General features: G+C 64.8%; 24 protein-coding genes. 17 read left to right on the forward strand and 7 right to left on the reverse strand.

Annotated elements, in window-relative coordinates; translation table 11 throughout:
- Positions 1-3 precede the first annotated feature (3 nt).
- Positions 4-1,302: a M20/M25/M40 family metallo-hydrolase gene (locus ACCD07_RS20700; protein WP_413448427.1), complete on the reverse strand. Its 1,299-nt coding sequence runs from the start codon at positions 1,300-1,302 to the stop codon at positions 4-6.
- A 21-nt stretch (positions 1,303-1,323) separates the two neighbouring features.
- Positions 1,324-1,746 carry a PACE efflux transporter gene (locus ACCD07_RS20705; RefSeq protein ID WP_353403299.1) on the reverse strand — a complete coding sequence of 141 codons (423 nt, stop codon included), beginning with the start codon at positions 1,744-1,746 and terminating at the stop codon, positions 1,324-1,326.
- A gap of 92 nt (positions 1,747-1,838) precedes the next feature.
- Between ACCD07_RS20705 and ACCD07_RS20710 the strand changes: the two genes are divergently transcribed.
- From ACCD07_RS20710 to ACCD07_RS20740, 7 genes are all read left to right on the forward strand, one after another.
- Positions 1,839-2,750: a LysR family transcriptional regulator gene (locus tag ACCD07_RS20710; RefSeq protein ID WP_176652806.1), complete on the forward strand. Its 912-nt coding sequence runs from the start codon at positions 1,839-1,841 to the stop codon at positions 2,748-2,750.
- 45 nt (positions 2,751-2,795) lie between these two features.
- Complete coding sequence (locus tag ACCD07_RS20715) at positions 2,796-3,452, forward strand: thiol:disulfide interchange protein DsbA/DsbL (RefSeq protein WP_413448428.1); 657 nt, start codon at positions 2,796-2,798, stop codon at positions 3,450-3,452.
- A 31-nt stretch (positions 3,453-3,483) separates the two neighbouring features.
- Positions 3,484-3,780, forward strand: a complete 297-nt coding sequence (locus ACCD07_RS20720) for a TfoX/Sxy family protein (RefSeq protein ID WP_176652808.1) — start codon at positions 3,484-3,486, stop codon at positions 3,778-3,780.
- A gap of 146 nt (positions 3,781-3,926) precedes the next feature.
- The gene (locus tag ACCD07_RS20725; RefSeq protein ID WP_176652809.1) at positions 3,927-4,484 is read left to right on the forward strand and encodes a transcriptional regulator; all 558 of its coding nucleotides are present in this window, start codon (positions 3,927-3,929) and stop codon (positions 4,482-4,484) included.
- Between the two features lie 13 nt (positions 4,485-4,497).
- Positions 4,498-5,067, forward strand: a complete 570-nt coding sequence (locus ACCD07_RS20730; protein WP_176652810.1) for a transcriptional regulator — start codon at positions 4,498-4,500, stop codon at positions 5,065-5,067.
- A complete protein-coding gene (locus ACCD07_RS20735; RefSeq protein WP_413448429.1) occupies positions 5,064-6,128 on the forward strand; it encodes a sensor histidine kinase in 1,065 nt (354 codons plus the stop codon). The genes ACCD07_RS20730 and ACCD07_RS20735 overlap by 4 nt, the downstream gene beginning before the upstream one ends.
- A 4-nt stretch (positions 6,129-6,132) precedes the next feature.
- Complete coding sequence (locus ACCD07_RS20740) at positions 6,133-6,876, forward strand: LytR/AlgR family response regulator transcription factor (RefSeq protein ID WP_176652812.1); 744 nt, start codon at positions 6,133-6,135, stop codon at positions 6,874-6,876.
- A 10-nt stretch (positions 6,877-6,886) separates the two neighbouring features.
- Here ACCD07_RS20740 and ACCD07_RS20745 read toward each other — a convergent pair whose 3' ends face one another.
- The 3 genes from ACCD07_RS20745 to ACCD07_RS20755 form a co-directional block, all read right to left on the reverse strand.
- Positions 6,887-7,825 carry an alpha/beta fold hydrolase gene (locus ACCD07_RS20745; RefSeq protein WP_176652813.1) on the reverse strand — a complete coding sequence of 313 codons (939 nt, stop codon included), beginning with the start codon at positions 7,823-7,825 and terminating at the stop codon, positions 6,887-6,889.
- Between the two features lie 93 nt (positions 7,826-7,918).
- A complete protein-coding gene (locus ACCD07_RS20750; protein WP_176652162.1) occupies positions 7,919-8,101 on the reverse strand; it encodes a hypothetical protein in 183 nt (60 codons plus the stop codon).
- A gap of 56 nt (positions 8,102-8,157) precedes the next feature.
- Positions 8,158-8,874 (reverse strand): TetR/AcrR family transcriptional regulator, encoded by a 717-nt coding sequence (locus ACCD07_RS20755; protein ID WP_176652814.1) that lies wholly within the window; start codon positions 8,872-8,874, stop codon positions 8,158-8,160.
- Positions 8,875-9,007: 133 nt separating this feature from the next.
- Between ACCD07_RS20755 and ACCD07_RS20760 the strand changes: the two genes are divergently transcribed.
- Genes ACCD07_RS20760 through ACCD07_RS20770 form a run of 3 tightly spaced genes read left to right on the forward strand, consistent with a single transcriptional unit; the run spans position 9,008 to position 13,283 of the window.
- Positions 9,008-10,138: an HlyD family secretion protein gene (locus tag ACCD07_RS20760; protein ID WP_413448430.1), complete on the forward strand. Its 1,131-nt coding sequence runs from the start codon at positions 9,008-9,010 to the stop codon at positions 10,136-10,138.
- Positions 10,139-10,147: 9 nt separating this feature from the next.
- Positions 10,148-11,761 carry a DHA2 family efflux MFS transporter permease subunit gene (locus tag ACCD07_RS20765; protein WP_353403291.1) on the forward strand — a complete coding sequence of 538 codons (1,614 nt, stop codon included), beginning with the start codon at positions 10,148-10,150 and terminating at the stop codon, positions 11,759-11,761.
- 40 nt (positions 11,762-11,801) lie between these two features.
- Positions 11,802-13,283: an efflux transporter outer membrane subunit gene (locus ACCD07_RS20770; RefSeq protein ID WP_176652817.1), complete on the forward strand. Its 1,482-nt coding sequence runs from the start codon at positions 11,802-11,804 to the stop codon at positions 13,281-13,283.
- 9 nt (positions 13,284-13,292) lie between these two features.
- On the opposite strand, the gene ACCD07_RS20775 is transcribed toward ACCD07_RS20770, so the two are convergent.
- Entirely contained in the window at positions 13,293-14,213 is a 921-nt protein-coding gene (locus ACCD07_RS20775; RefSeq protein WP_176652818.1) for a LysR family transcriptional regulator, read from the reverse strand.
- 106 nt (positions 14,214-14,319) lie between these two features.
- Between ACCD07_RS20775 and ACCD07_RS20780 the strand changes: the two genes are divergently transcribed.
- The 7 genes from ACCD07_RS20780 to ACCD07_RS20810 all read left to right on the forward strand — a co-directional run bounded on the left by ACCD07_RS20780 (position 14,320) and on the right by ACCD07_RS20810 (position 22,665).
- Complete coding sequence (locus tag ACCD07_RS20780; protein ID WP_176652819.1) at positions 14,320-14,931, forward strand: short chain dehydrogenase; 612 nt, start codon at positions 14,320-14,322, stop codon at positions 14,929-14,931.
- Entirely contained in the window at positions 14,928-15,527 is a 600-nt protein-coding gene (locus tag ACCD07_RS20785) for a short chain dehydrogenase (RefSeq protein WP_176652820.1), read from the forward strand. Before ACCD07_RS20780 ends, ACCD07_RS20785 begins: the two co-directional genes overlap by 4 nt.
- Positions 15,528-15,581: 54 nt before the next feature.
- Entirely contained in the window at positions 15,582-17,282 is a 1,701-nt protein-coding gene (locus ACCD07_RS20790; protein WP_413448431.1) for a dipeptidyl-peptidase 3 family protein, read from the forward strand.
- A 203-nt stretch (positions 17,283-17,485) separates the two neighbouring features.
- Positions 17,486-18,169: a hypothetical protein gene (locus ACCD07_RS20795; RefSeq protein WP_353403286.1), complete on the forward strand. Its 684-nt coding sequence runs from the start codon at positions 17,486-17,488 to the stop codon at positions 18,167-18,169.
- A 106-nt stretch (positions 18,170-18,275) separates the two neighbouring features.
- Positions 18,276-18,989, forward strand: a complete 714-nt coding sequence (locus tag ACCD07_RS20800; RefSeq protein ID WP_176652823.1) for a BON domain-containing protein — start codon at positions 18,276-18,278, stop codon at positions 18,987-18,989.
- 117 nt (positions 18,990-19,106) lie between these two features.
- Positions 19,107-20,417 carry an MFS transporter gene (locus ACCD07_RS20805; RefSeq protein ID WP_413448432.1) on the forward strand — a complete coding sequence of 437 codons (1,311 nt, stop codon included), beginning with the start codon at positions 19,107-19,109 and terminating at the stop codon, positions 20,415-20,417.
- Between the two features lie 91 nt (positions 20,418-20,508).
- Positions 20,509-22,665: a metallophosphoesterase gene (locus ACCD07_RS20810; RefSeq protein WP_413448433.1), complete on the forward strand. Its 2,157-nt coding sequence runs from the start codon at positions 20,509-20,511 to the stop codon at positions 22,663-22,665.
- Between the two features lie 89 nt (positions 22,666-22,754).
- Here ACCD07_RS20810 and ACCD07_RS20815 read toward each other — a convergent pair whose 3' ends face one another.
- The gene (locus ACCD07_RS20815; RefSeq protein ID WP_413448434.1) at positions 22,755-24,860 is read right to left on the reverse strand and encodes a S9 family peptidase; all 2,106 of its coding nucleotides are present in this window, start codon (positions 24,858-24,860) and stop codon (positions 22,755-22,757) included.
- Between the last annotated feature and the right edge of the window lie 30 nt (positions 24,861-24,890).

Here is a 24,890-nt window from a genome sequence, read left to right on the forward strand (position 1 = left end):
GCCTCAGCGCGTCAGGCGGTAGAGCAGGATCGCGGTGCGGATCGTCGCGCGTTCGATGGAGGCGATTTCCAGGTCTTCATCCGGCGAGTGGGCGCCGTTGCCGGTGGCGCCCAGGCCGTCGAGGCTGTCGACCAGCGGCGCCACGAACTGCACGTCGCCGGCGCCGCGCTGGCCCGGCGGCAGGGCGGGGATCTCGCCCAGGCCGGCGTCACTGCTGGCTTGCGAATAGGTTTTCAATACCGCCAGGTTGCCCGGCGTCGGCGACATCGGCGGATACGATTCGTGGAACACGATGCTGGCGCTGGTGCCCGGCAGGTTCTGCGCGACGATGGCTTTCATCTTGGCGTGCGCGCGATCGCGCTGCTCGTAGCTGAGGTAACGCAGGTCGCCTTTGACGGTGGCTGTCTTGGCGATCACATTGCCCTTGCCGGAAGCCTGGCCGTTGGTGCCGGTGGCGTCGACGCTGATGTCGGTGCCCCCCATGATCAGGCCGGGGCTGAAGGTCAGGTCAGGCTCGATCACCTGCTGGCGGAAGCCGTCCAGTATCCGCGCCGCTTCGTACACCGCGCCATAGCCGGCGCCTTCGGTGAAGATGCCGCTGGAGTGGCCTTGCTTGCCCTTGACCTCCAGTTCCCACGACGACGAGGCGCGGCGGCCGATGGTGCCGGTGTCCTTGCCGTTCTTGTCGCGCACCGTGGCCTCGAAGGCGAGGGCGATGTCGCTGCGTTTGGCGGCGGCGATCATGTCGCCGCGAGAAATCTCGATCGGGTGTCCGGCGCTTTCCTCGTCGCCGCTGAACATCACCGTGATATTGGTATTATCCAGCGCGCCCACGCGCTGCAAGGCGCGCAGGGCTTCGACGATGATGACGTCGCCGCCTTTCATGTCGTTGACGCCCTGGCCGCGCACGCGTGCGCCGTCGCGCTTCCACAGTTGTACCTTGCTGTCTTTTTCAAACACGGTGTCCAGATGGCCGATCAGCAGCAGGCGCTTGCCTTGCTTGCCTTCACGCGTGGCGACCAGATGGCCGGCGCGTTGCAGCGCCGGCGGCATGTCGATCCAGCGCGTGGCGAATCCCAATTGATCGAACTGCTCGCGGAACAGCTTTCCAACTTCGCGTACGCCTTCGTGGTTCATGGTGCCGCTGTTGATATTCACTGAGCGCTCCAGCAACTGCAAGCCCTGCTCGGAATGCGCCTTCACTTCGGCGACAATCTTCTGCTCAACCGGCGAAAGCTCGGCGGCATGCGCCACGCTCAACGTCATCATCAGTGCTGCGAACGCGTACGGTTTCAATACCATGTGGACTCCTGAAGTTGAATCTCAAGCTTGCGCCGACGCGGGCAGACCGAAGATGCGGTCGAAAGCGAGGCTGAAGAGAAAGGTATAAATCATAAAGAATACCACCAGCCCCACGTCCAGCACAAAGGCTTCCCACAGCGAGACATCCAGCCACCAGGCGAACAGCGGCACCAGGATGATCACCAGGCCGCCTTCGAAACCCAGCGCGTGCGCGATGCGGCGCAGCCAGCTGCGGCCACGCTTGGCCTGGCGCGCTTCCCATGCTTCGAACATGCCGTTGTAGAGGAAATTCCACACCACCGCGACCAGCGACGAGGCCACGGCGGCGATGCCGGCATGTCCGGCGTCGTGCCCGGCCAGGAACACCAGCGCGCTGCTGGTGAGGCCGATGGCGATCAGTTCAAACAATGAGATATAGACGACCTTGCGTTTCAGTCCTTGCATAATGTTTCCTCCGTAATACGATGCAGCCATGGTAATCGACTATTTCTGATCGAAAAAGTCGACAGCTATCAGTTTTTCTGACAGCATGGGGCATGGCCTTCTCCAGCGATAACATCGCCATCTTTCTCGCCGTGCTAGATCACGGCTCGTTTTCCGCAGCGGCGCGGGCGCTGGGGCGGGTGCCGTCCGCCGTCAGCATGGCGATTGCGAACCTGGAGGCGGAGCTGGACCTGCAGCTGTTCGAGCGCAGCTCGCGCGAAGTGAGGCCGACCGCATCGGCGCGCGCATTGGAGGCCGAGGCGCGGCAGATGGCCGGCCAGTTGCGCCGCCTGCAGGCGCATGCGCTGTCGCTGCACCAGGGGCTGGAGCGGCGGCTGACGCTGGCCATCGCGCCCGAGCTGTTGTCGGCGCCGTGGAGCGATCCGCTGGCGCGGCTGGCGCAGGAGTTCCCGTCGCTGGAGGTGGACGTGCTGTCGGCGCCGCAGAACGACGCGCTGCGCATGCTGCACGACGGCTCGGCGCAGTTGGCGCTGATCTACGAGCGTCCGCAGACCGACCAGCGCGAAAGCTTCCAGGAGCTGGGCAGCGAGGTGCTGGTGGCGGTGATCTCGCCGCGGCATCCGCAGGCGCGCGAGCGCAACGGCCAGTTCCGGCTGGAAGACCTGGTCGATATCCGTCAGATCGCCATCGTCAGCCGCGACGCGCGGATGGAGGACGAACGGGTGCTCATCTCGCGCAAGCTGTGGCGCACCGACAGCCATCTGGCCACGCTGCGGCTGGTGCAGGCGGGCGTCGGATGGGCCTACCTGCCGCGCAGGCTGGCGGCGCCGATGCTGGACTCGGGCGAACTGCTGGGCATCGGCTTCTCGCACATGAGCAACCAGGTGCAGTTGTGGGTGGACGTGGTGTGGCTCAACGACCAGCCGCTGGGCCTCGGCGCGCGGCGCCTGATCGCGCTGATGAAGGACATCGCCGGGCTGGAGGCGCGTCCGGCGCAGCAGTAGCGAAGCTGGTATATTCGCAGTGCCGATTTTTGATAAAGGACATCCATGCTACGCTTGAAACTCGCAGTCGCCGCTGTCGCCTTGCTGGCCGGCGCCGCCTTCGCATCGCCCACCGCGCCGCGCAACGGCGCCGAATACACCACCTTGAAAACGCCACAGCCGGTGCAGGCGCAGGGCAAGAAGGTCGAGGTGATCGAGTTCTTCATGTATCACTGCCCGGCGTGCTACGCGCTGGAGCCGGCGATGCTGGAGTGGGTCAAGAAGCAGGGCGACAACATCGTCTTCCGCCGCATCCACCTGCCGCTGACCGGCGAGAACGATCCGGAGGCGCACCTGTTCCTGACGCTGGAAGCGATGAAGCTGGAAGAGTCGCTGCACGCCAAGATACTGAGCACCTGGCACGTCGAGCGCCGCCGCCTGAAAAGCGACGCGGACAATCTCGATTGGGCGGTGAAGAACGGCATCGACAAGGACAAGTTCCTGGCGGTGTACAACTCGTTCTCGATCGTCACCAAGCTGAAAAACTCCGGCCGCGTGGCGGGCACGTATGAGGTCACGAGTACGCCGACCTTGATCGTCGGCGGCCGCTACTCGACCAATCCGTCGATGGTCGACGCCAGCAATCCCGGCATCCCGCGCCAGAAGCTGGACCAGGCGACCTTGCAGGTGCTGGACGCGCTGGTCGCGCAGGCGCGCAAATAAGGTGGCGGCGAACAAGGAGTTCGTGAGCTGGATGCGCGAGCAGTTCGCGCCGCTGGGCGGCGCGGTGTCGGATGCGGTCTTTTTCGGCGGACGCGCGTTCAGTTATCACGGCAAGCAGTTCGCGTGGGTGATGGGCAGCACGCTCTACCTGCGCGTCGGCGACGCCACCCGTGCCGGGTTCGAGGCCGAAGGCGCTCAGCCGTTTTCCTACGAGACGAAGAAGGGCACGGTGCAGGTCCGCAAATTCTACACGGCGCCCGAGTTCCTGCTGGACGATCCCGAGCAGATGCTGGTGTGGGCGCGCAAGGCGATCGATTCGGCGGAATAGACTTCCAGGTCGGATGCGGTTTGCGTTTATCCGCGAAGGGTGGCGTTCGTCGGCGCCTGGCTGCGTTTGTCGCAAGCCTGCCCCGGCGCTCGTTTCAGGATGCATAGTGATGCCATGACAATCCGTCATGACCACGGAGAATTGATATGAAATGCAAAATCCTGATTGTGATACTGCTGGCGTCCATCGGCATCGCGGCATCTGCGGCGACGGCAGGCAACTGGTTCTTGACCGGCGGGAAGCCAAAATCGTATGAAATCGGCGAGGACAGCAATGTGACGGTCAGCGGCAAGGGCGCGCGGTACATACGCTATGTCGACGGTGATGCCAACGCATTCGGCACGCTGATGCAGCAGATCTCCGCCAAGAATTATCAGGGCAAGCGCGTTCGTTTCCAGGCGATGATCAAGACCCGCGACGTCAGCAACTGGGCTGGTCTGTGGATGCGTATAGACAGCCCGGGCCCCCGCAACGCAGCGTTTTATAACAGCCAGGATAAGCCCATCGCCGGCAGTACCGACTGGCAGTTGCGCAGTGTGACCCTGGATGTCCCGGAAGACGCGGCGGCATTGAGTTTTGGCGTTATCGATGCCGGCAAGGGACAGGTTTGGATAGACCAGCTTTCACTGGAGGTGGTCGGTCCGGAGATTCCCGTGGACGTGTACCCCGGACATGGTCCATTGGCAGCGGAACCCGTACTGTAAGGTTGAACGCCATATGAAACCCCTGCACGTGATCGCCACTGTGCTGACCGCGACCTCCCTGTGGGTCGTGGCGGCGGAATCGGTCGGAAAGCTGCCCTCCCCATGGTTTGTGTCGGGCGACCGCATCAGCTCTTACCAGGCTGGCATAGACAATGTGGAAACGGCCAGCGGCAGGGGGGCCAAGTTCTTGCGCTATACCCAGGGCGACGGCAAGGGTTTCGCAGCGCTGACCCAGGTCATCTCGGCCCAGCGCTATGTCGGCCAACGGGTACGCTTCCGCGCGAAAATCAAGACCCGTGGTGTGAGTAACTGGGCCGGCTTGTGGATGCAGGTACAGGCAAAACAGCGTCCCAACGCCGCCTTCTATAACAGCAGCGATCAGCCCATCAAAGGCGACGCCGATTGGCAGCTGCGCAGCGTCACGCTGGATGTGCCGGAAGATGGCGTCAGCATCGCCTTCGGCGTGATCAATTCCGGCAGCGGCCAGGTGTGGATAGATGAGCTGTCCTTTGAGGTGGTGAGCAGCGCCGTGCCGGCGGATGTGATGCCTCCCACCCATCTGCCGGAGCAGCCCACGCTATGACCGGCCTGCGTGCGTGGATGGGCGCCGACCCTGGCGGCGCCGCGCAGGCGGTGCGGCAGCATGCCGGGTGCTCGCCGCGCCAGCTGGGACTGAGCGTGGTGTTGGTCGGATTGACGTCGGCCCTGGCTTTCCAGCTGCGGGCCTACACTTGGCTGGCCCTGTTCGCGGCTTTGCTTGTGCCGCTGGGAGGCACTGCCGGGCTGTTGCTGCTGATGCAAAGCAGCTGGCCGGCGACACGGACATGGGGTGCAGTTTGGGCCGGCCTGATGGTGTTCGTGCCTGTCAGTGCGGTGTCGGCCGGCTGGATCTACGCGGCTTGCCTGTCGCAGATCGGAATCGATGTCCTCAACGAACGCCAGGTGATGGCGGCGGAAGCGGCGCTGATCATGCTGCTGCTTTTGCTGCCGCTCTGGATGTCGCAACATCATGCGCGCGCGTTGCGCCTGGCCCAATTGTCGCAGGCTGCCCTGGCTTCAGACCTGAAGGCGCTGCAGGCGCAGATTGAGCCTCACTTCCTGTACAACACGCTCGCCAATACGCGCTACCTGGTACGTCATCAGCCGGAACGGGCGGTCGAGATGCTCGACCACCTGATCGCCTATCTGCGCAGTGTCTTGCCTGATCTGCGCAGTCCTATGTCCACCCTGGGCCGCGAGTGCGAACTGGCTGGGCATTACCTCGAATTGATGGCGATACGCTATGGCGAGCGCCTGAGTGTTCAAGTCCATTGCGACAATGATGTGCAAGGCTTGACGTTGCCGCCGCTGATGCTGATGCCTCTGGTGGAAAACGCCGTCCAGCACGGCGTGGAGCCGCATGCGGGGCCGGTGACGGTTGCGGTGTCCGCGCAGCGCACCCAGGACCGCGTGCAGGTTATGGTTCGGGACAACGGTGCAGGCGTCGGCAACGCCGTGCTGGGAAGCGGCGTGGGCCTGCGCAATGTCAGGCAACGCCTGGACGCGTTGTATGGGCCCGCCGCCAATCTGCGCCTGAGCATGGGGGCGGATGGTTGGACCACCGCGGAGTTGACACTGCCGTTTTCATTAACCAGTTCCAGTTAAAAACATGACTATCGTCTCCCCGCGCATCCTGATTGCTGACGACGAGCCGCTGTTGCACGCTGAATTGCGGGCCGCCCTGGCCTCCTTATGGCCAGAGGCGGTATTGGTAGGCGTAGCCACCGACGGCGCGCAGGCGTTGCGGCTGGCCCGCGAGCTGGAGCCCGATGTCGCCTTCCTGGACATTCGCATGCCGGGATTGAGCGGCCTCGAAGTGGCCCGCGCATTTGGTTCGCGCACGCATGTGGTTTTTGTGACGGCGTACCAGGAGCATGCGCTTGCCGCATTCGACGAGGGCGCGGTGGACTATGTGCTGAAGCCCATTGATCCGGTGCGCCTGACACGGGCGATCGAGCGCTTGCGTGCCCGGCTGGGAACGCCGCCGCCTGACCTGGCGCGCCTGGTTCAGCAACTGGCGCCGAAGAAGCCTCCGGCCTGGCTTCAGGCCAGCGTTGGCAACACGATCCACTTCATCGATCTGAACGACGTGATCTATTTTGAATCCGAGTTCAAATACACCCGGCTGGTCAGCGACCAGATGGAAGCTCACATCCGCACGCCGCTCAAGGAGTTGGCGGAGCAACTGGAGGAGGCGGGGTTCTGGCAGATACATCGCGGCTATCTGGTCGCGGTCAAGCGCATCGAGGCGGTGAACCGGGATGCCGACGGGGCGCTGTGGCTAAGCCTGCGCGGTCATGCATCCCGCCTGCCCGTGAGTCAGCGATTCCAGCATCGCTTCAAGGGGATGTAGGAGCGGATCCTCAAGGATGCGCGGCGAGGAAGGCCAGCATGCGCTGGTTGAAGATCGCCGTCTGTTCCATCTGCGGCAGGTGGCCGGACTGGTCGATCTCGACGTATTCGGCGGCGGGAATCGTGCGCCGGATGTGGGCCGATTGCGCCACCGGTATCGTCGGATCCTGCTTGCCCCAGATTAGCTGCACCGGCAGGCCTGCCTTGGCGATGGTGGCGTACATGGCGTCGAAATCGACCTGCGCCAGCTGCATCCGCGACCGGTACAGCGCGCGGCCGAAGCCGCGGAACGCCATCTGCGGCCGATAGCGGTCGGCCCAGCCGGGGAACTGCTCCGGGTGCAGGAAGTCGGTGGCCTGGTTGTCGGCCATGGTCGGCACGGCGGCGACCTGGAACAGATAGGGGCCGAGCAGCGGCACTTGCAGCTGCCACGGGATGGTCGGCCGCGCGTTCGATGGATCGACCAGGGTCAGCGTGCGGATCCGCTGCGGATGCGTGGACGCGTAGTGCGCCGTGACGAAGCCGCCGAACGACAGGCCGAACAGGTCCACCTGCCCGCTCACTTGCAGCGCCTTGAGCAGGTCGTCGATCTGCTGGTCGTAGAAGGCGCCGTCGTAGGCGGCGTCGGGACGGTCGGACAGGCCGCGCCCATACAGGTCGTAGCGGATCACGCGGTAGCCCGCCTCGTTGAGCGCCTTGAAGGTCGGGTCCCAGATGTAGGAAGGCACCGAGAAGCCGTGCACCAGCAGCGCGACGCGGCCGTTGGCGGGACCGGCGGCTTCGTAGTGCGTGACGCCGCCGCTCAGCGCGACGAAGGCGCCGCGCGCGCCCGCGCTGTTGCGGGCCTGGTCGTCAAGCGTGAGTGTTTCGGGATTTTTGTAGCGGTAATAACCGGCGGCGCCGCCACCGGCAAGCACGATCACGATCAACAGCCAGCGTAGCAGTTTCATAGCAGTCCGACATCAAGTTGGCAGACCGCCATCGTCTCATATTTCCGCACTACGGATCAGCTCGTGTCCAAATGTCGGCACTGACCCCGGGGCTTAGTTGACGGTGAAGAGGGTGGGGATTTCGATGCCGCCACTGCGCGCGGCTTCGGCGTAGGCTTGCAGCTGCTGGATTACCGCGTCCAGCTGTTCCTGGCCCGGGTTGGCCTGAAAGTTCTTGATGCGCTCGTTCATCAGCGTTATCTGCTTGCTCCAGTCCAGTCGATTCGTTTTGCTCATGTGCGCTCCGTGTTCGAAAAATCCAGTATAGAGCAAATGGCAAACTTGCACAGCATCTAACGAAGCACGCCGCGCAGGAACAGGTCCAGCCCTTCCTTCGCCTGCGCCCGCAACTCTTCGCTCGACCGCGTTTGCTCGGTCGGGAACAGCAGCCGCGTGATGATGTCGCCCATGATGCAGTTGATCAGGAATATCGGCAGCGTGTCGACCGGCAGGTCGCTGCGCAACTGGGCGCGGATGTCGGGGCGGGCGAAGAAGCGGCCCAGCTCCTCGCGCGTGCGCTGCGGGCCGGCCTTGAAGAAGGTCTCGGCCAGCTCCGGCGTGGTGCGCGCCTCGGCCACCACCATGCGGTGCAGGCTGCAGAAGGCCGGCATCGAGATCAGCTCGAGGAAGCGCAGCGAGAAGTCGCTGAGGATGTCCTGCAGCGGCCGGGTGTCGGTTTCCATGTTGTCCATGCCGGCGAAGAAGTGCTCGCGGCCGTTGGTGATGACGGCGTTCAGCAAACCGGACTTGCCGCCGAACTTGACGTAGATCGTGCGCACCGCCACGTGCGCCTCGCGGGCGATCATCTCCAGACTGACCTTGCTGTAGCCCTTTTCCAGGAACAGCGTGGCGGCCGTGTGCAGCAATGCCTGCCGGCGGGCTTCCTTGTCGGCCGCGCGCGGGCGGCCGGCGGCCTTGCCGTAGCAGGGCGAGTCGGGGGAGTCGTTGGCGGCGCCTTCAGGACAGTCTTGCTCCTGCAGGGCCTCGGCGTTGGCGGCGGTGATCTTCATGGTTGCTTATGGTAATGGATGCCGACATCGTAGTCCAAAATAAAATGAAATGCAATCGTTTCATTTCTTGACTTTGCCGAAAAACCGGCCAATAATGCACTTCTTCCATTTCATTTCTCTTTTGGAGCCGCACATGTCCACCCAGCACAACCAAGAACAGAAAGTGCTCAGCGCCGTTCCCGCCGCCCAAACCGCTCCGGTGGCGCCGGCCGCCCCGGCAGCGCCGGCCAAGTCCAACCGCCGCGTGCTGGTGATCGCCGCGATCGTCGCGCTGGCCGCACTAGCCGCCGGTGGCCGCATGTGGTATCGCAGCCATTATTTCGTCGAGACCGAGAACGCCTATGTTGCCGGCCACGTGCATCCGGTGTCGGCGCGCATCTCCGGCGTGGTCACCAAGGTGCTGATCGACGATAACCAGATCGTCAAGGAAGGCGATGTCATCGCCGAACTGGATCCATTCGACCAGCACGTCAAGGTGGAGCAGATCCAGGCGCAGATCGCCAGCGCCGAGCAGCAGGTGCTGCAGTCGGACGCGCAGATCGCCCAGGTGCAGGCCCAGGCCAGCGGCGCCGCCGCCCAGGTGGCGCAGTCGGAAGCCCAGCTGGTGCGCGCCAAACAGGACGCCGAACGTTACGGCCAGCTGTATAACAGCCAGATGAAAGCCGTGTCGAAAGCGGAACTGGACGCCGCCGTCGCCGGCCGCGCCAGCGCCGTGGCCGATCTGGCCGCGCGCAAGGACAGCGCCACCGCCGCCAAGGCCCAGATCAACGCCGCCCGTTCGGCGCGCGACGTGCTCAAGGCGCAGGTGAGCGTGCTGCGCGTGCAGCTGAAGGACGCCGAGCAGCAGCTGGCCTACAACAAGATCCTGGCACCGGTCGGCGGCCGTATCGGCAAGCGCACCATCGAAGTGGGCCAGCGCGTGACGGCTGGCCAGCAGCTGACCGCCATCGTGCAGGAAAACGTCTGGCTGACCGCCAACTTCAAGGAAACCCAGCTGGCCGGCCTGAAGCCGGGCCAGGAAGTCAAAGTCACCATCGACGCGATTCCGGGCCGTGAACTGATCGGCAAGGTGGACAGCTTCGCCCCGGCCTCGGGCGCCCAGTTCGCGCTGCTGCCGGCCGATAACGCCACCGGCAACTTCACCAAGATCGTCCAGCGCGTGCCGGTCAAGATCACCTTCAAGCCGGAAGACGTGAAAGCGTTGAGCGGCCGCCTGGTACCGGGCATGTCGGCGATCGCCGAAGTGGCCATCAACCAGCACTAAGGACGCGCCATGGCTAGCACCACAATCGATACGCCGGCCGCCGGGAAGCCTTTCGTGCCCGCCGTGCCGGGCGAGAAGGTCTCCGGCCGCACCTGGATGGCGGTGGCCGCCGGCATGCTGGGCGCCTTCATGGCGGTGCTCGACATCCAGATCACCAACTCGTCGCTGAAGGACATCCTCGGCACCCTGTCGGCCACGCAGGAAGAGGGCTCGTGGATCGCCACCGCCTACCTGGTGGCCGAGATCATCGTCATTCCGATGACCGGCCTGCTGTCGCGCGTGTTCGGCGTCCGCGCCTACATGATGGGCACCACCGCGCTGTTCCTCGGCTTCTCGACCCTGTGCGGCTTCGCCTGGAACCTGCCGAGCATGATCGCCTTCCGCATGCTGCAGGGCTTTACCGGCGGCGCGCTGATTCCGATGGCGATGACCCTGGTGATGACCCAGCTGCCGCCGTCCAAGCGCGCGGCCGGCATGGCCATCTTCGGCCTGACGGCGACGCTGGCGCCGTCGATGGGCCCGACCTTCGGCGGCTATCTGAGCGAGCTGTATGGCTGGCCGTCGATCTTCTACATCAACTGGGTGCCCGGCCTGCTGCTGATCGGCGGCATCGCCGTCGGCCTGGACAAGGAAAAGCGTCAGCTCAACCTGCTGCTCAACGCCGACTGGCTGGGCATCGCCTTCATGGCCGTGGGCCTGGGCAGCCTGACGGTGTTCCTCGAAGAGGGCAACAGCAAGGACTGGTTCGACTCGTCGTTCATCATCACCTTCGCGGCGCTGGCCATCGTCGGCCTGCTGGGCTGGGTGGTCACCAGCGCCATGCGCGCCCAGCCCTTCGTCAACCTGGGACTGTACGGCCGCCGCAACTTCTTCGCGGCCACCGCGCTGTCGATGGCGATGGGCATGGGCCTGTACGGCTCGGCTTTCCTGCTGCCGCTGTACCTGGGCCAGATCGCCGGCTACTCGCCGATGCAGATCGGCGAAGTGATCATGTGGGCCGGCCTGCCGCAGCTGTTCATCATGCCGTTCGTGGCCAAGCTGTCGTCGAAGATCGACAACCGCATCCTGTGCACCTTCGGCCTGCTGCTGTTCGGCGGCTCCTGCCTGATGAACGCCTACATGGACGCTTCCACCGGCTATGACCAGTTGCTGCTGTCGCAGGTGGTGCGCGCGCTGGGCCAGCCGTTCGTCATGCTGACCTTGTCGAACTTCGCGATGAACGGCATCGAGCCCAAGGACATGCCGTCGGCATCGAGCCTGATCAACATGACCCGCAACCTGGGCGGTTCGATCGGCATCGCGCTGCTGGCCACCGCGCTGACTTCGCGCGAGCACTTCCACTCGCAGCGCATCGGCGAATCGGTGACCGGCTTCGCGGCGGCCACGCAGGAACGCCTGGCGGCGCTGACGCAGTCCTTCATGAGCAAGGGCTTCGATGCGACCAGCGCGTCCGACATGGCGCTGAAGGCGGTCGACGGCATCGTGCGGCGCGAGGCGTATGTGATGGCTTACAACGACGGCTTCTTCCTGGTCGCGGCGGTGCTGTTCGGCTGCATCGGGGTGCTGTGGTTCTCGGACAAAGTTAAAGCCCCTTCGTCGGGCGGTGGCGGCGGCGCGCACTAAGCGCCGGCCTTCAATCTAAAATATTAAGTGAGGTAACACCATGTTGAATTCAGCTTTGAAGCGCCTGACGCTCGCTGTCTCCGTTACGCTGGCCATCAGCGGCTGCGCCACCGTCGGCAGCGATTTCTCTGCGCCGAAAAACGTCGCCGATGCGTCGTTCCGCCACCTGCCGCAAGCCGGCGCCAGCGAGGCGCACCTGCCCGCCCAGTGGTGGACCGTGTTCAACGACGATACGCTGAACCGTCTCGAACAGACCGCGCTGCGCGACAACCCGAGCGTGAAGGCGGCGGCGCAGCGGCTGGTGCAGGCGCTGGAGCAGGCCGGCGTGTCGCGTGCCAACCAGCAGCCGTCGCTGAGCGTCAACACCTCGGTGTCGAACTCGCGCACCTCGGCCGAAACGTCGCAAGGCCTGGCGCTGGGCGGGCGTTCGATCAAGGGTAATAACTACGCGGTCGGCGCCTCGATGTCGTACGAACTCGATCTGCTGGGCCGCGTGCGCCGCCTGGTCGAAGCGTCGGACGCTCAGGCGCTGGTGGCGGAAGCGGACCGCGACGGTGTGCTGTTGCTGCTGTCGTCGCAGCTGGCGACCACCTACTGGCAGCTGCGCGGCCTGGACGCCGAGATGGCGATCCTGAACGGCGCGCTCGACACCCGCCGCGAAACCGAGGAGCTGGTGACGGCGCGTTTCAACGCCGGCCTGTCGAATGAACTGGACGTGTCGCGCGCGCGCATCGAGCGCGCCAACGCGCAAGCCGACCTGCATGAAGTGCAGCGTCAGCGCTACCTGCTCGAGCACAGCCTGGCGACCCTGGTCGGCGCTTCGCCGTCGGCGATGCTGACGGCGGCCAAGGCCGATCCGGCCGTGCTGCCGCTGCCGCCGGCGATTCCTGTCGGCCTGCCGGCCAGCCTGCTGGCGCAACGCCCGGACCTGGCGGGCAGCGTGGCCAACCTGCGCGCGGCCAATGCGCAGATCGGCGTGGCCGAAGGCGCGTTCTATCCGTCGCTGACGCTGACCTCCAACTTCGGCTATGCGTCGGAGAGCCTGCGCGAGCTGGGCAAGGGCGGTTCGCGCCAGTTCAGCGTCGGCCCGTTGGCGCTGTCGCTGCCGATCTTCGACGGCGGCCGCAACAAGGCCAACCTGGCGATCTCGAAGGCGCGCTATGAAGAGGCGATCGCCAACCACGAGACCAAGCTGCTGACGGCGCTGCGCGAAGTGGAAGACGCGCTGTCGGACGTGCAGGAACGCCAGCTGCAGGGCGAGGCGCAGCAAGCCTCGCAAGTGGCGGCGGCGCGCGGCTACCTGGTGGCGCGTGCGCGCTACGAGCGCGGCGTGTCGACTTATCTCGACGTGACCGATGCGCAACGCAGCGCGCTGGCGGCCGACCGCGCGGCGGTGCAGATCAACACCCAGCGCCTGCTGGCGGCGGTGTCGGTGGCGCGCGCGCTGGGCGCTGGCTGGCAGCCGTCGGCGCAGCTGGCGACGGTGGCGCAGAACGGCGCCATCAAGCCGCTGTCCAACTGACGTTACCCTTTACGCGGATGAGGCCAGCGGCAACCCTGCCGCTGGCCCGAAGCGTTCCACCACGAAGTCGATGAAGGTGGTCAGCTTGGGCGTGGCCCGCCGGTCGCGCGGGTAGACCAGGTTCATCGGACGCGCCGGTGGCAGGTGGCCGCACAGGATGGGCACCAGCCGTCCGGCGGCAATGTCCTGCGCCAGCAGCACTTCGGCCTGCATCACAATGCCAAAATCCTTGAGCGCGGCCATGCGCAAAGCCTGTCCGCTGTTGGTGCGGAAGCGGCTGGCCGGCAGCTCGCGCTTGCCGCGCACGTCATGCACCGACTGCAGGCGCCAGCGCACGCCCACCGCGCCCACCATGAAATCCAGGCATTCGTGTCCGGCCAGGTCGTCCGGCGTTTGCGGCGTGCCACGCCGCGCCAGATACGCCGGCGAGGCGCAGATCGCCATCGCGTAGTTGAACAGCGGACGCGCGATCATGCCGGAGTCGTCCAGCGCGCCGATGCGCACGGCGGCGTCGTAGCCTTCCTCCACCATGTCGACCATGCGGTCGTTGAGACTGAGATCCACGCTCACTTCCGGGTGCAGGCGCAGGTAGTCGGTGATCGCCGGCGCCAGCCACTCGCTGCCGAAGGAGAAGGGCGCGGTGATGCGTATCCGTCCGCGCGGCACGCTGCGCATCGCCTCGGCGCCGGTTTCGGCGGCGGCGATCTGCGCCAGGATGGCGCGGCATTGTTCGACGTACTGGGCGCCGATCTCGGTCAGGCTCTGGCGGCGCGTGGTGCGCGTCAGCAGGCGCGCGCCCAGCGTGGCCTCCAGGTGGGCGATGTGCTTGCCGATCATCACCGGCGACAGCTGGAAGGCGCTGGCGGCGGCCGTGAAATTGCCGGCGTCGACGACGGCGACGAAGATCTCCATGCTGCGCAGCTTGTCCATGTTATTGCTAAGTATGAGTTAGTAATGATCTTCATGTTAGCTCATTTATTCCTTTGGTGTTGAGGTGGATACTGACGTTCATCCCATCACTCACAAGGAGAACATCATGAAAGTAGTCGTTATTGGCGCAGCGGGCACGGTTGGCAAGGCGGTTGTGGAGCAACTGGGGCAGCGGCATGAGATCGTCACCGTCGGCTCCAGCAGTGGGCAGTATCAGGCCGACATCGCGGATATCGCGCAAGTACGGGCCTTGTTTGCGCAGATCGGCCGCGTCGACGCGGTGGTGGTGGCCGCGGGCGCTCTGCATTTCGCGCCATTGGTCGGCTTCACGCCGGAGCAGTTTTATGTGGGCCTGAACAGCAAGTTGATGGGGCAGGTCAATGTGGCGCTGGTGGCACAGGAATACCTTAACGACGGCGGCTCGATCACGCTGACCAGCGGCATCGTGGCCGATGAGCCTATCCGCAACGGCGTCAGCGCCACCATGGTCAATTCTGCGATCGAAGGCTTTGCGCGCGGCGCGGCGATCGAGCTGCCGCGCGGCTTGCGCATCAATGTAGTCAGCCCGACGGTGCTGGAAGAATCGATGGGCAGCTATGGTCCGTTCTTCATCGGCTTCGAGCCGGTGCCGGCGCGCCGCGCGGCGCTGTCTTATGCGCGCAGCGTTGACGGTGCGCAGACGGGCCAGGTGTATCGCGCGTGGGGAGCCTCGGCGTGAAGGTGGTCGTTGTCGGCGGGAGCGGGACCATCGGCCGGGCCGTTGTCGAGCAGCTGGGGCAGCGGCATGAGGTGGTGACGGTCGGTGCGCGCGGCGGACAGTATCAGGTCGATATCGAGGACATCGCGCAGGTACGGGCGTTGTTTGAAAAGGTCGGCCGCGTCGACGCGGTGGTGGTGGCGGCAGGGGCTTTGCATGTGGGGCCGCTTGCCGGGCTGACGCCGGCGCATTTTCACGTCGGTCTGAACGGCAAGCTGATGGGGCAGGTCAACGTGGTGCTGGTCGCGCAGGAGTTTCTCAGCGATGGTGGCTCGATCACGCTGACCAGCGGTGTCGATACCGAGCATCCGATACGGGGCGCGGTGGCGGCTTCCACCGCCAATGCGGCGGTGCAGGGATTCGTGCGGGCGGCCGCGATCGAGCTGCCGCGCGGCTTGCGCATCAATGCCGTCAGCCCGACGGTGCTGCAGGAGTCGGTGCATCTGTTCGGCGACCTGTTCACCGGCTTCGAGCCGATCGAGGGCAGCCGCGCCGCCTTGTCCTACGCCCGCAGCGTCGATGGCGCGGAAACGGGGCGGATATACAGGGCCTGGTGAGGCATGCGGGAGCGGTGATCGTATAATGTGGGCCTCACTCTACCCGAGGATCCAATGAAAAAAATACTGCTCCCTCTGGCCCTGGCAGCCGCCTGCGCCTCCGCTTTCGCCGCGCCTGCGAGCCTCGCCGATCTGGACAAGATGACCAAGCGGTTCGCGCCGATCGCGCTGACCGCCGACACCAGCAAACTCTCTGCTGGCGACAAGAAGGCCATCGCCAAGCTGATCGAAGCGGCCAAGATCATCGACGTGCTGCAGCTGCGCCAGCGCTGGTCCGGCAACGAGGCCCTGTGGGCCGCGCTGCAAAAAGACCAGACCCCGCTGGGCAAGGCGCGCCTGAACTACTTCTGGCTCAACAAGGGCCCGTGGTCGATCCTGGACGACCATCAAAGCTTCCTGCCCGCCGAAGTGTCGGGCATCGCCGTGCCGGCCAAGAAGCCCGAAGCCGGCAATTTCTATCCTGAAGGCGTCAGCAAGCAGGCGCTGGAAACCTGGATGAACGCCTTGCCGGCGATCGACAAAGAGCAGGCGCAATGGTTCTTCACCACCATCCGCAAAAACGCCGACGGCCAGTTCAAGACCGTCAAATACTCTGACGAATACAAGCCGGAACTGGAAAAGGCCGCCGCGCTGCTGAAGCAGGCCGCCGCCGAAACCGACAACGCCTCGCTGAAGAAATTCCTGGAACTGCGCGCCGATGCCTTCCTGAGCAACGACTACCTGGCCTCCGACTTCGCCTGGATGGACCTGGACGCGCCGGTCGACATCACCATCGGCCCATACGAAACCTACAACGACGAGCTGTTCGGCTACAAGGCCGCGTTTGAAGCCTACGTCAACATCCGCGACCAGAAGGAAACGCAGAAGCTGGACTTCTTCGCCAAGCACATGCAGGAGCTGGAAGACAACCTGCCGCTGGACGCGCAGTACCGCAATCCGAAAGTCGGCGCGCTGGCGCCGATGGTGGTGGTCAACCAGGTGTATGGCGCCGGCGACGGCAACATGGGCGTGCAGACGGCCGCCTACAACCTGCCGAACGACGAGCGCATCATCAGCCAGCGCGGCTCCAAGCGCGTGATGCTGAAGAATGTGCAGCAGGCCAAATTCAAGTCCACGCTGACGCCGATCTCCAAACTGGTGCTGAAGCCGGCCGACCAGAAGGACGTCGATTTCGATTCCTTCTTCACCCACATCCTGGCGCACGAAATCACCCATGGCCTGGGTCCGCACATCACCAAAAACAACGGCGCCGAATCGACGCCGCGCCAGGACCTGAAGGAAGCCTATTCGACCATCGAGGAAGCCAAGGCCGACATCACCGGCCTGTACGCCCTGGGCTACATGATGGACAAGGGGCAGTTGGCCGGCACGCTGGGGCAGGGCGCCGCCGCCGAGCGCAAGCTGTACACCACGTTCCTGGCATCGGCCTTCCGCACCTTGCACTTCGGCCTGACCGATTCGCACGCGCGCGGGATGGCGATCCAGATGAACTACATCCTCGACAAGGGAGGTTTCATCTCGCACGGCGACGGCACCTTCGCGGTGGATTTCAAGAAGATCAAGCAGGCCGTGATCGACCTGGACCGCGAGTTCCTGACCATCGAAGCCACCGGCGACTACGCCCGGGCCAAGGACATGATGGCCAAGTATGTGGTGATCCGTCCGGACGTGCAAAAAGCGCTGGATAAAATGAAAGCAGTTCCGAACGACATCCGTCCGGAATTCAAGACCGCCAATACGCTGCTGGGTAAATAAAAAATCCGGGGTCAGATCCGACATTTGGACACAAGCTCTGCCGTAGCAGTCGCTACGGCAGAGCTTGTGTCCAAATGTCGGATCTGACCCCGGATTGCTTTCAAAACCTCAACGATTCAACTTTTTCTACGTATTAATTTAGTGTTGTAGAACCTTCCATAAGGCAATTTTTATTGCCGTCAGCATGCTACAGTTTGATCACCATGATCAAGCGCACCTTATTCCTCCTGCTGCTCCTGTCATCCAGCCTCGCGTCGGCCGCCCAGCTGACCGAGATGGAAACCCGCTGGCTCAGCGCCGGTTCCGCCGTGCTGGCCTACGCCAAGCAGGAACTCAAGCTGCCGATCGATATCACCGTGCAACCGCAGGCGCGTGCCAACGACGTGCCGCTGGCGCTGGGCTTCCAGGACGGCCGCTGCAAGCTGGTGCTGTCGATGCGCGGCAATCCGAATGCGGAAGACATCCTGTCCTCGGTACCGGCCGCGCAGCAGCCGCTGATGATCGAGGCGATGGTCGCCCACGAGATCGGCCATTGCTGGCGTTACGCGCAAGGCATCTGGCACGTGCTGCCGGCCGGTTTCGAGGAAAGCGCTCCCGCGGCGCCGGACGCGACGCAGGAGCAGTTGCAGGCGCTGCGCGTAACCCGCCGCGAGGAGGGCTTCGCCGACCTGGTCGCGCTGGCCTGGATCCAGCAGCGCCACCCGGCGCAGTACGGCGACGTCGCCGCGTGGATGGCCAAGGTGCGCCAGCCGTCGCCGGCCACCCGCTCGCACAGCACGCTGGCCTGGCTGCAGCTGGCGCCCACCGGCGCCGCGTTTGCCGGCGACCTGCCCCTGTTCGAACAAGCCGGCAAACTGTGGCGCCAGGGCCTGCTGCGCGACGAATAAACCACACCGCAGGCAATTGCCGAACAGTGTACGTTTGCGCACAGAGTATCCGCGCCGCCCGGCGTTTAATGTGTTCCTAGCCAACCACCACAAAAAGGGACACATCATGAACAAGTTACTCTTCTTCGTCATGGCCACCGCGGCCAGCGCCAGCTTCGCCGCCACCACCCCGAATAACGACACGGTGGCGTACAAGGCCGCGACCAAACAGGCTGAAATCGACTATAAATCCGCCAAGGCCGCTTGCGATGGACAATCGGGCAACGCCAAGGATATCTGCGTCGAACAGGCCAAGGTGACCCGCGCCAACGCCGAGGCGACCGCCGCGATGCAGTACAAGAACGATAAGAAATCCATCCAGAAAGCCCAGACCGAAGTGGCCGACGCCAACTACAGCCTGGCCAAGGCCAAGTGCTCGCCGCTGACCGGCGCCGACAAGGATAGCTGCCAGAGCACCGCCAAGTCGATGCACGTGGCCGCCATCAACGACGCCAAGGCCGGCAAGCAAATGGCCGACGTCGCCCAGACCGGCATCGATTGCAGCACGCTGACCGGCACCGACAAGGCTTCCTGCGAAACCAAGCAGAAAAGCGCCATGGCCAAGGACACCGTCGCCGATTCCGTGATCACCACCAAGGTCAAGACCGAACTGCTGGCCGAGCCGGCGCTGAAGTCGCTGGACGTGCATGTGGAAACCACCAACGGCACCGTGATGCTGAGCGGCTTCGTGCCGTCGCAGGCTGAAGTGGACAAGGCGGTCGATGTGGCCCGCAACGTCAAGGGCGTGAACAAGGTGCAAAGCTCGCTGCGCATCAAGTAAGCCGTCTTTCCGGGCCGCCTCCCAGCGGCCCATTATTTTCCTTGTATTCATGATGATCATCATGTAAAGTGGCGACATAGCGTGCCTTTCCGCACGCATCGCCATCGTGAGGACATCATGTTAGCCCTGAGCTTATCCAACTGGCTGCACAAGCGCGGCCTGCACTTTTCGTGGGTGATCGTCGCCATCACCTTCCTGACCGCCTTGACCTCGTCGGCCGCGCTGGGCCTGCCAGGCGCGCTGCTGCAACCGTTGTCGAAAGAATTCGGCTGGGACGTAGAGCAGATCTCGTCTGCGCTGGCCGTGCGCTTCGTGCTGTTCGGCCTGATGGGGCCGTTTGCGGCCATCCTGATGGAGCGCTTCGGCCTGCGCAACGTCGTCGTCACCGCGCTGACCCTGGTGGCGGCCGGCCTGGCGCTGGCCACGCAAATGACCCAGTTCTGGCACCTGGTGCTGTTCTGGGGCATCATGCTGGGCATCGGTTCCGGCATGACGGCGCTGGTGCTCAGCGCCGTCGTCTCCACCCGCTGGTTCGACACTCACCGCGGCCTGGTGGTCGGCGTGCTGACGGCCAGCTCGGCCACCGGCCAGCTGATCTTCCTGCCGGTCGGCGCCTGGCTGATCGAGCACTTCGGCTGGCGCATGGCGGTGATCCCCGTGTTCGCCGCCTGCGCCATCGTCGCCGTGCTGGTGTTCCTGCTGATGCGCAACCGTCCGAACGAGGTCGGCCTGGCGCCGTATGGCGCCGCGCCCGGCACTCCGGTAGCCCCGATCGCGCCGCCGATGAAAGTGACTTTCGCCACGCCGTTCAAGGTGCTGGCCGGCGTCGCCAACAACCGTGTGTTCTGGATACTGTTCGGCACCTTCTTCATCTGCGGCCTCAGCACCAACGGCCTGATCCAGACCCACTTCATCTCGCTGTGCGGCGACGCGGGCCTGTCCGCCGTGCCGGCCGCTTCGGTGCTGGCGATGATGGGCGCGTTCGACCTGGTCGGCACCATCGCCTCGGGCTGGCTGTCGGACCGCTACGACAACCGCAAGCTGCTGTTCATGTACTACGGCTTGCGCGGCTTGTCGCTGTTCTGGCTGCCGTATTCGGAATTCACCTTGTACGGCCTGTCGCTGTTCGCCATGTTCTACGGGCTGGACTGGATCGCCACCGTGCCGCCGACGGTGCGCCTGGCGGGCGCCACCTTCGGCAAGGAGAAGGCCGGCATGGTGTTTGGCTGGGTGTTCGCCGGCCACCAGCTGGGCGCCGCCGTGGCCGCGTACGGCGCCGGCCGCGTACGCACCCTGATGCTGACCTACAACCCGGCGCTGTTTGCCGCCGGCGCCGCCTGCCTGGTGGCCGCCGGCATCATCCTGCTGATACGCAAGCCGGCGGTCGCTGTGGCGACAAGCACCGCCGCCCCGGCCAAGGCGGCATAAAAGGAAACTGGAAGCGCTACCAAAATGTAATCAGGCTGTCACGTGTCGGTGCAACAATGCGCTCGACCTTAACAGCCTGATGGAGTTTTGTATGCGTTTAGCCTTCCCCGGCGGCCCGCTGATCGCGGCCGCCGCCATGACCTCGCTGCTGGCCGCCTGCGGCAGCGACGGCGTGCCGATCACCGAGACCAATCCCGGCAACGGCTACAACTCGACCGCCGTCGCCTTCATGAGCGACGTCCACTTCGAGAACATCTACGGCGACCTGAAGAACCCCAACTTCGCCGGCATCCCGACCAAGGACGGGAAGAACGCCACCATCCGCACCATGTATGCCGAGCTGACCTCGACCCGGCTGTTCAACGAAAACTACTTCGCCTTCCGCGCCGCGCTGGACGACGCCTTCAGCAAGAACATCCGTCTGGTCGCGCTGCCGGGCGACATTTCCGACGACGCCCAGCCGATCAACATCGACGGCATCGCCGACATCCTGCACGAATACCAGGGCAAGGGCATGCGCTTCTTCATCGCCCCCGGCAACCACGATCCGAACGAGCCGTTCGACGACGACGAGGCCGGCAAGAACGACTTCCTGACCCGGGACGGCAAGGAGCAGAAAATCTATGCCACCGGCGCCGCCGCCTGCAAGGCCAAGGACCCGGCCGTGATCTGCACCAACCAGCTGATGGAGCAGGGCTACGAAAAGCTGCTGACCAAGCTGGGCGACTTCGGCTACACGCCGAACCAGAACGACATCTACTGGGAAACCCCGTTCACCAAATACGCCGACGGCAAGTACAGCTACAGCGCCGCCGTCGCCGCCGCCGACCTGGGCAAGCGCCAATTCGAGATCTGCGCCGAAGGCGAGGGCGGCAGCTACAAGGCCGCCGGCGAAGCCAAGCTGGGCAAGGCCTACACCCGCTGCGGCAACATCATCGACGCCAGCTACCTGGTCGAGCCGGTCAAGGGCATCTGGCTGCTGGCGCTGGACGCCAACGTCCACATTCCGAACGCCAAGTTCGATCCGGCCAATCCGACGTCCTTCAAGGGCTATGACGGCGCCGGCGACGCGGGCTGGAACAAGGTGCTGACGCACAAGATCCACCAGATGGAATGGATCAAGTCGGTGACCGAGCGCGCCAAGGCGCAGGGCAAGCAGCTGATGGCCTTCTCGCACTATCCGACGATGGACTTCTACGCCAACCAGACCAGCGCCATGAAGGCCGTCTTCAAGTCCGGCGCGTTCCAGATCACGCGCATGCCGGACGCCCCCACCACCGCCGCGCTGGCCGCCACCGGCCTGCCGCTGCACATGGGCGGCCACATGCACTTTAACGGCACCAACGACTACAAGGACGCCGCCGGCAACTACCTGGTCAACGTGCAGTCGCCCTCGCTGGCCGTGTTCGGCGCCGCCTACAAGATCGTCAGCTACCAGAGCAAGGACCAGATCGACGTGCAGACCGTGGCGTTGAACAGCGTCCCGCGCTACAACGAGCTGTTCCCGCTGTACCAGACCGAGTACGACTACCTGCAGGGCAGCGTGCTGGCAAGCGATGTCGCCAAGCGCTGGAACCGCGGCATCCTCGACACCAGGTCATATGGCGAGTTCACCCGCACCTACTTCGGCGAACTGTCGCGCCTGCGCTTCATGGGCGACTACTGGCCGTGCGAAATGAAGGAAGCGGCGATGTCGCTGGACGCGCGCCAGATGCTGATACTGTCGCAGCTGCAGACCAGGGTCACGCTGGCGCAGCTGAAGGACAATCCCGGCGTGCTGCCGATCACGGCCGCCTGCGCCGCCAAGGGCACGGTCGCCGACGGCGGTGTCGCCGCCAGCCAGCTGACCGCCGACTGGGCCGCGGCCACCGCCAAGGCCGAGCAGCTGGCCGCCGCCGCCAACCTCAAGCTGGCCGACTTCGCCAAGATCAGCGCCTACGAGTTTTACGGCGACTTCCACCGCACGGTGTACGCCGGCGAGCTGGCGCTGCGCGACATGGGCGCCGAGCGCGTGGCGCAGTACAAGGTGTTGATGGCGGCGTTCCCTGCGTCGCCTGCCGCCATCGCCAGGATCGGCGATCAGCCGTCGGACCAGAACCCGGTGCACGTGCCGTTCCAGAACCAGTTCAAGCAGGTGTTCGCAATCCTGAAGGGCCTGGGTTCGGGCAAGCCGAGCGACCACTTCACGATCGACCTGAAAGCTAAGACGCTGAGCAACGCCAGCAGCAGCGGGCTCAGCTTCAACTAAGGGGAGGGGGCGTCAGCTCATCGCCATCAGCGCGATGCTGACGCCCACGCCGGCCAGCACCAGTTTGCGATCGTCATACAGTCTCCCTTTTATTTTAAATATTTCGCCAGCCAGCCGTGCACTTCGCTGTAGAAGTAGCGGCTGTTGTCGCCCTTCAAAATCCAGTGGTTCTCGTCCGGGAACACCAGCAGCTTGGCCGGCACGTTCAGGCGGTGCTGGGTCGCGTAATTCATCAGCGCATTGTTGGCCGGCACGCGGTAGTCCAGCTCGCCGACCGAGATCAGGATGGGTGTGGTGAAGCCCGTGCCTTTGTCGTGATTCCCCGCCTGCATCACCGGGCTTTGTTCGCGCCACACGGCCTGGTCGCCCCATACCGGGCCACCGCTGTTGACTTCGCGGCCGTGGATGCTGTCGCTGCTGCCCCATTGCATCACCAGGTCCATCTCGCCCGCGTGCGACACGATGGCCTTGTAGCGCGTGGTGGTGGCCTGCAGCCAGTTGGCCAGGTGGCCGCCGTAGCTGGCGCCGCCTGCCGCCAGCCTGCCGCCGTCGACGTAGTTGTACTTCCTGACCGCTTCGTCGACCGCCTCGTTGACCTCGTCGCCCGGCCCCTTCAGCGGATCGCCCTGGATCGCGCGGGCGAATTCCTCGCCGTAGCCGGTCGAGCCCTTGTAGTCGGTCAGCAGCACCACGTAGCCAGGCTGCGCCAGCAGGTGGTAGTTCCAGCGGATGACGAACTGGTCGCGCCACATATTGGCCGCGCCGCCGTGGATCACTGCGAACAGCGGATATTTTTTCGCCGGGTCGAAGCCGGCCGGCTTGACGATCATGTTGTGGATCATGCGGCCGTCCCTGGCCTTGAACCAGAAGTGCTCCGGCGCCTGCCAGTCGATGGCTGCCGCGCGCTCTGTGTTGAACGAGGTCAGCCGCTTGGGCGCGCCGTTGCCGAAGGCGTACACCTCCGGCGGATTGATCGACGACTCCCACACGCCGACCATGGCCTTGCCGCCGGACGCCAGCGAACCGATGCTGCCGGTCGGCGGCGAAGCCTCGTCGCGCAGTTCGCCGCCGGCGTAGTTGATCGAATGCAGCTGCTCCAGGCCGGCGTGCTCGAAGCTGAACACGACCCGGCCGGTGCCGTTCGGCAGCACGTAGCGCGAGATCGAGCGGTCCAGCGCGGCCGTCAATATCTTCGGCGCCGGGTTGGCCAGCGGCCAGGCAAAGCTGGCCAGGCGCGTCACGTCGTAGACCTTGCCTTCTTCTTCCGCCTCGGTCAGGCTGAACAAGGTCTTGCCGTCGGCGCTGAAGCGCAGGCTGTGATAGCTGTGCTTGTCCCGGGTGAGCTGTTGCGGCTCGCCGCCGGCCGTGGCCACGCTGAAGATCTGCGTGTAGCCGGATGCGCGCGCCGCCTCGTCGCGGTTGGTCGAGGCCGAGAACAGCAGCGACTTGCCGTCCGGCGCCCACAGCGCTTCCAGCGACTGCCCCTCGTCGCCCTGGCCGCCGCCGAAGCCCGGCATCGCCGCCAGTTGGCTGCCGGCCAGCAGGTCGCGCGGCTTGGCGCCGGCGTCAGCATCCATGACGAACAGCCGCACCTTCTTGTCGTCCAGCCACTTGTCGAAGAAGCGGGGCGGGAAGGTTTCGTAGGCGCGGGCCGTGTACTTGCGGTCCTTGCGCTCCTTGGCGGTTTTCTTGACGTCTTCCTCGCTCGTGTTGCCGGGGAAGATATCGCTGACGAACAGCAGCTGCTTGCCGTCCGGGCTGAAGCGCGGCGAACGCGCGCCCAGGGTCAGCGTGGTCAGGCGCTGGGCCTCGCCGCCGGCCGCCACGTCGATGCGGTAGATCTGGCCGGCATCGTCGCCATCGCGCTTGGCCACGAACACCAGTTGCCGGCTGTCCGGCGACCAGTTGGCGGCGCTTTCGCCGCCCTTGCTGAAGGTCAGGCGGCGCGGCGGGGTATCGTCGGTCAGCGACTTGATCCACAGGTCCGACCACTGCTCCTTGCTGTCGTAGGCCGGCTCGGTGACGGAGAACACCGCCCACTTGCCGTCCGGGCTGGGCAGCGGCGCGCCGACGCGCTTGGCCAGCCACACGTCTTCGTGGGTGATCGCATGTTTGGCTGGCGGAGCGTCGGCAGCGGCGGCGCCGAGGCTGGCCGACATCAGCAGGGCAAGTAGGGAGAGGCGTGGCATGGTCATGGCGAGTGTGCTTGAAAATCGGTGAAGCAA

Origin of the sequence: Duganella sp. Dugasp56, from assembly GCF_047304105.1 — a bacterium.
Taxonomy (GTDB): Bacteria; Pseudomonadota; Gammaproteobacteria; order Burkholderiales; family Burkholderiaceae_D; genus Rugamonas; species Rugamonas hordei.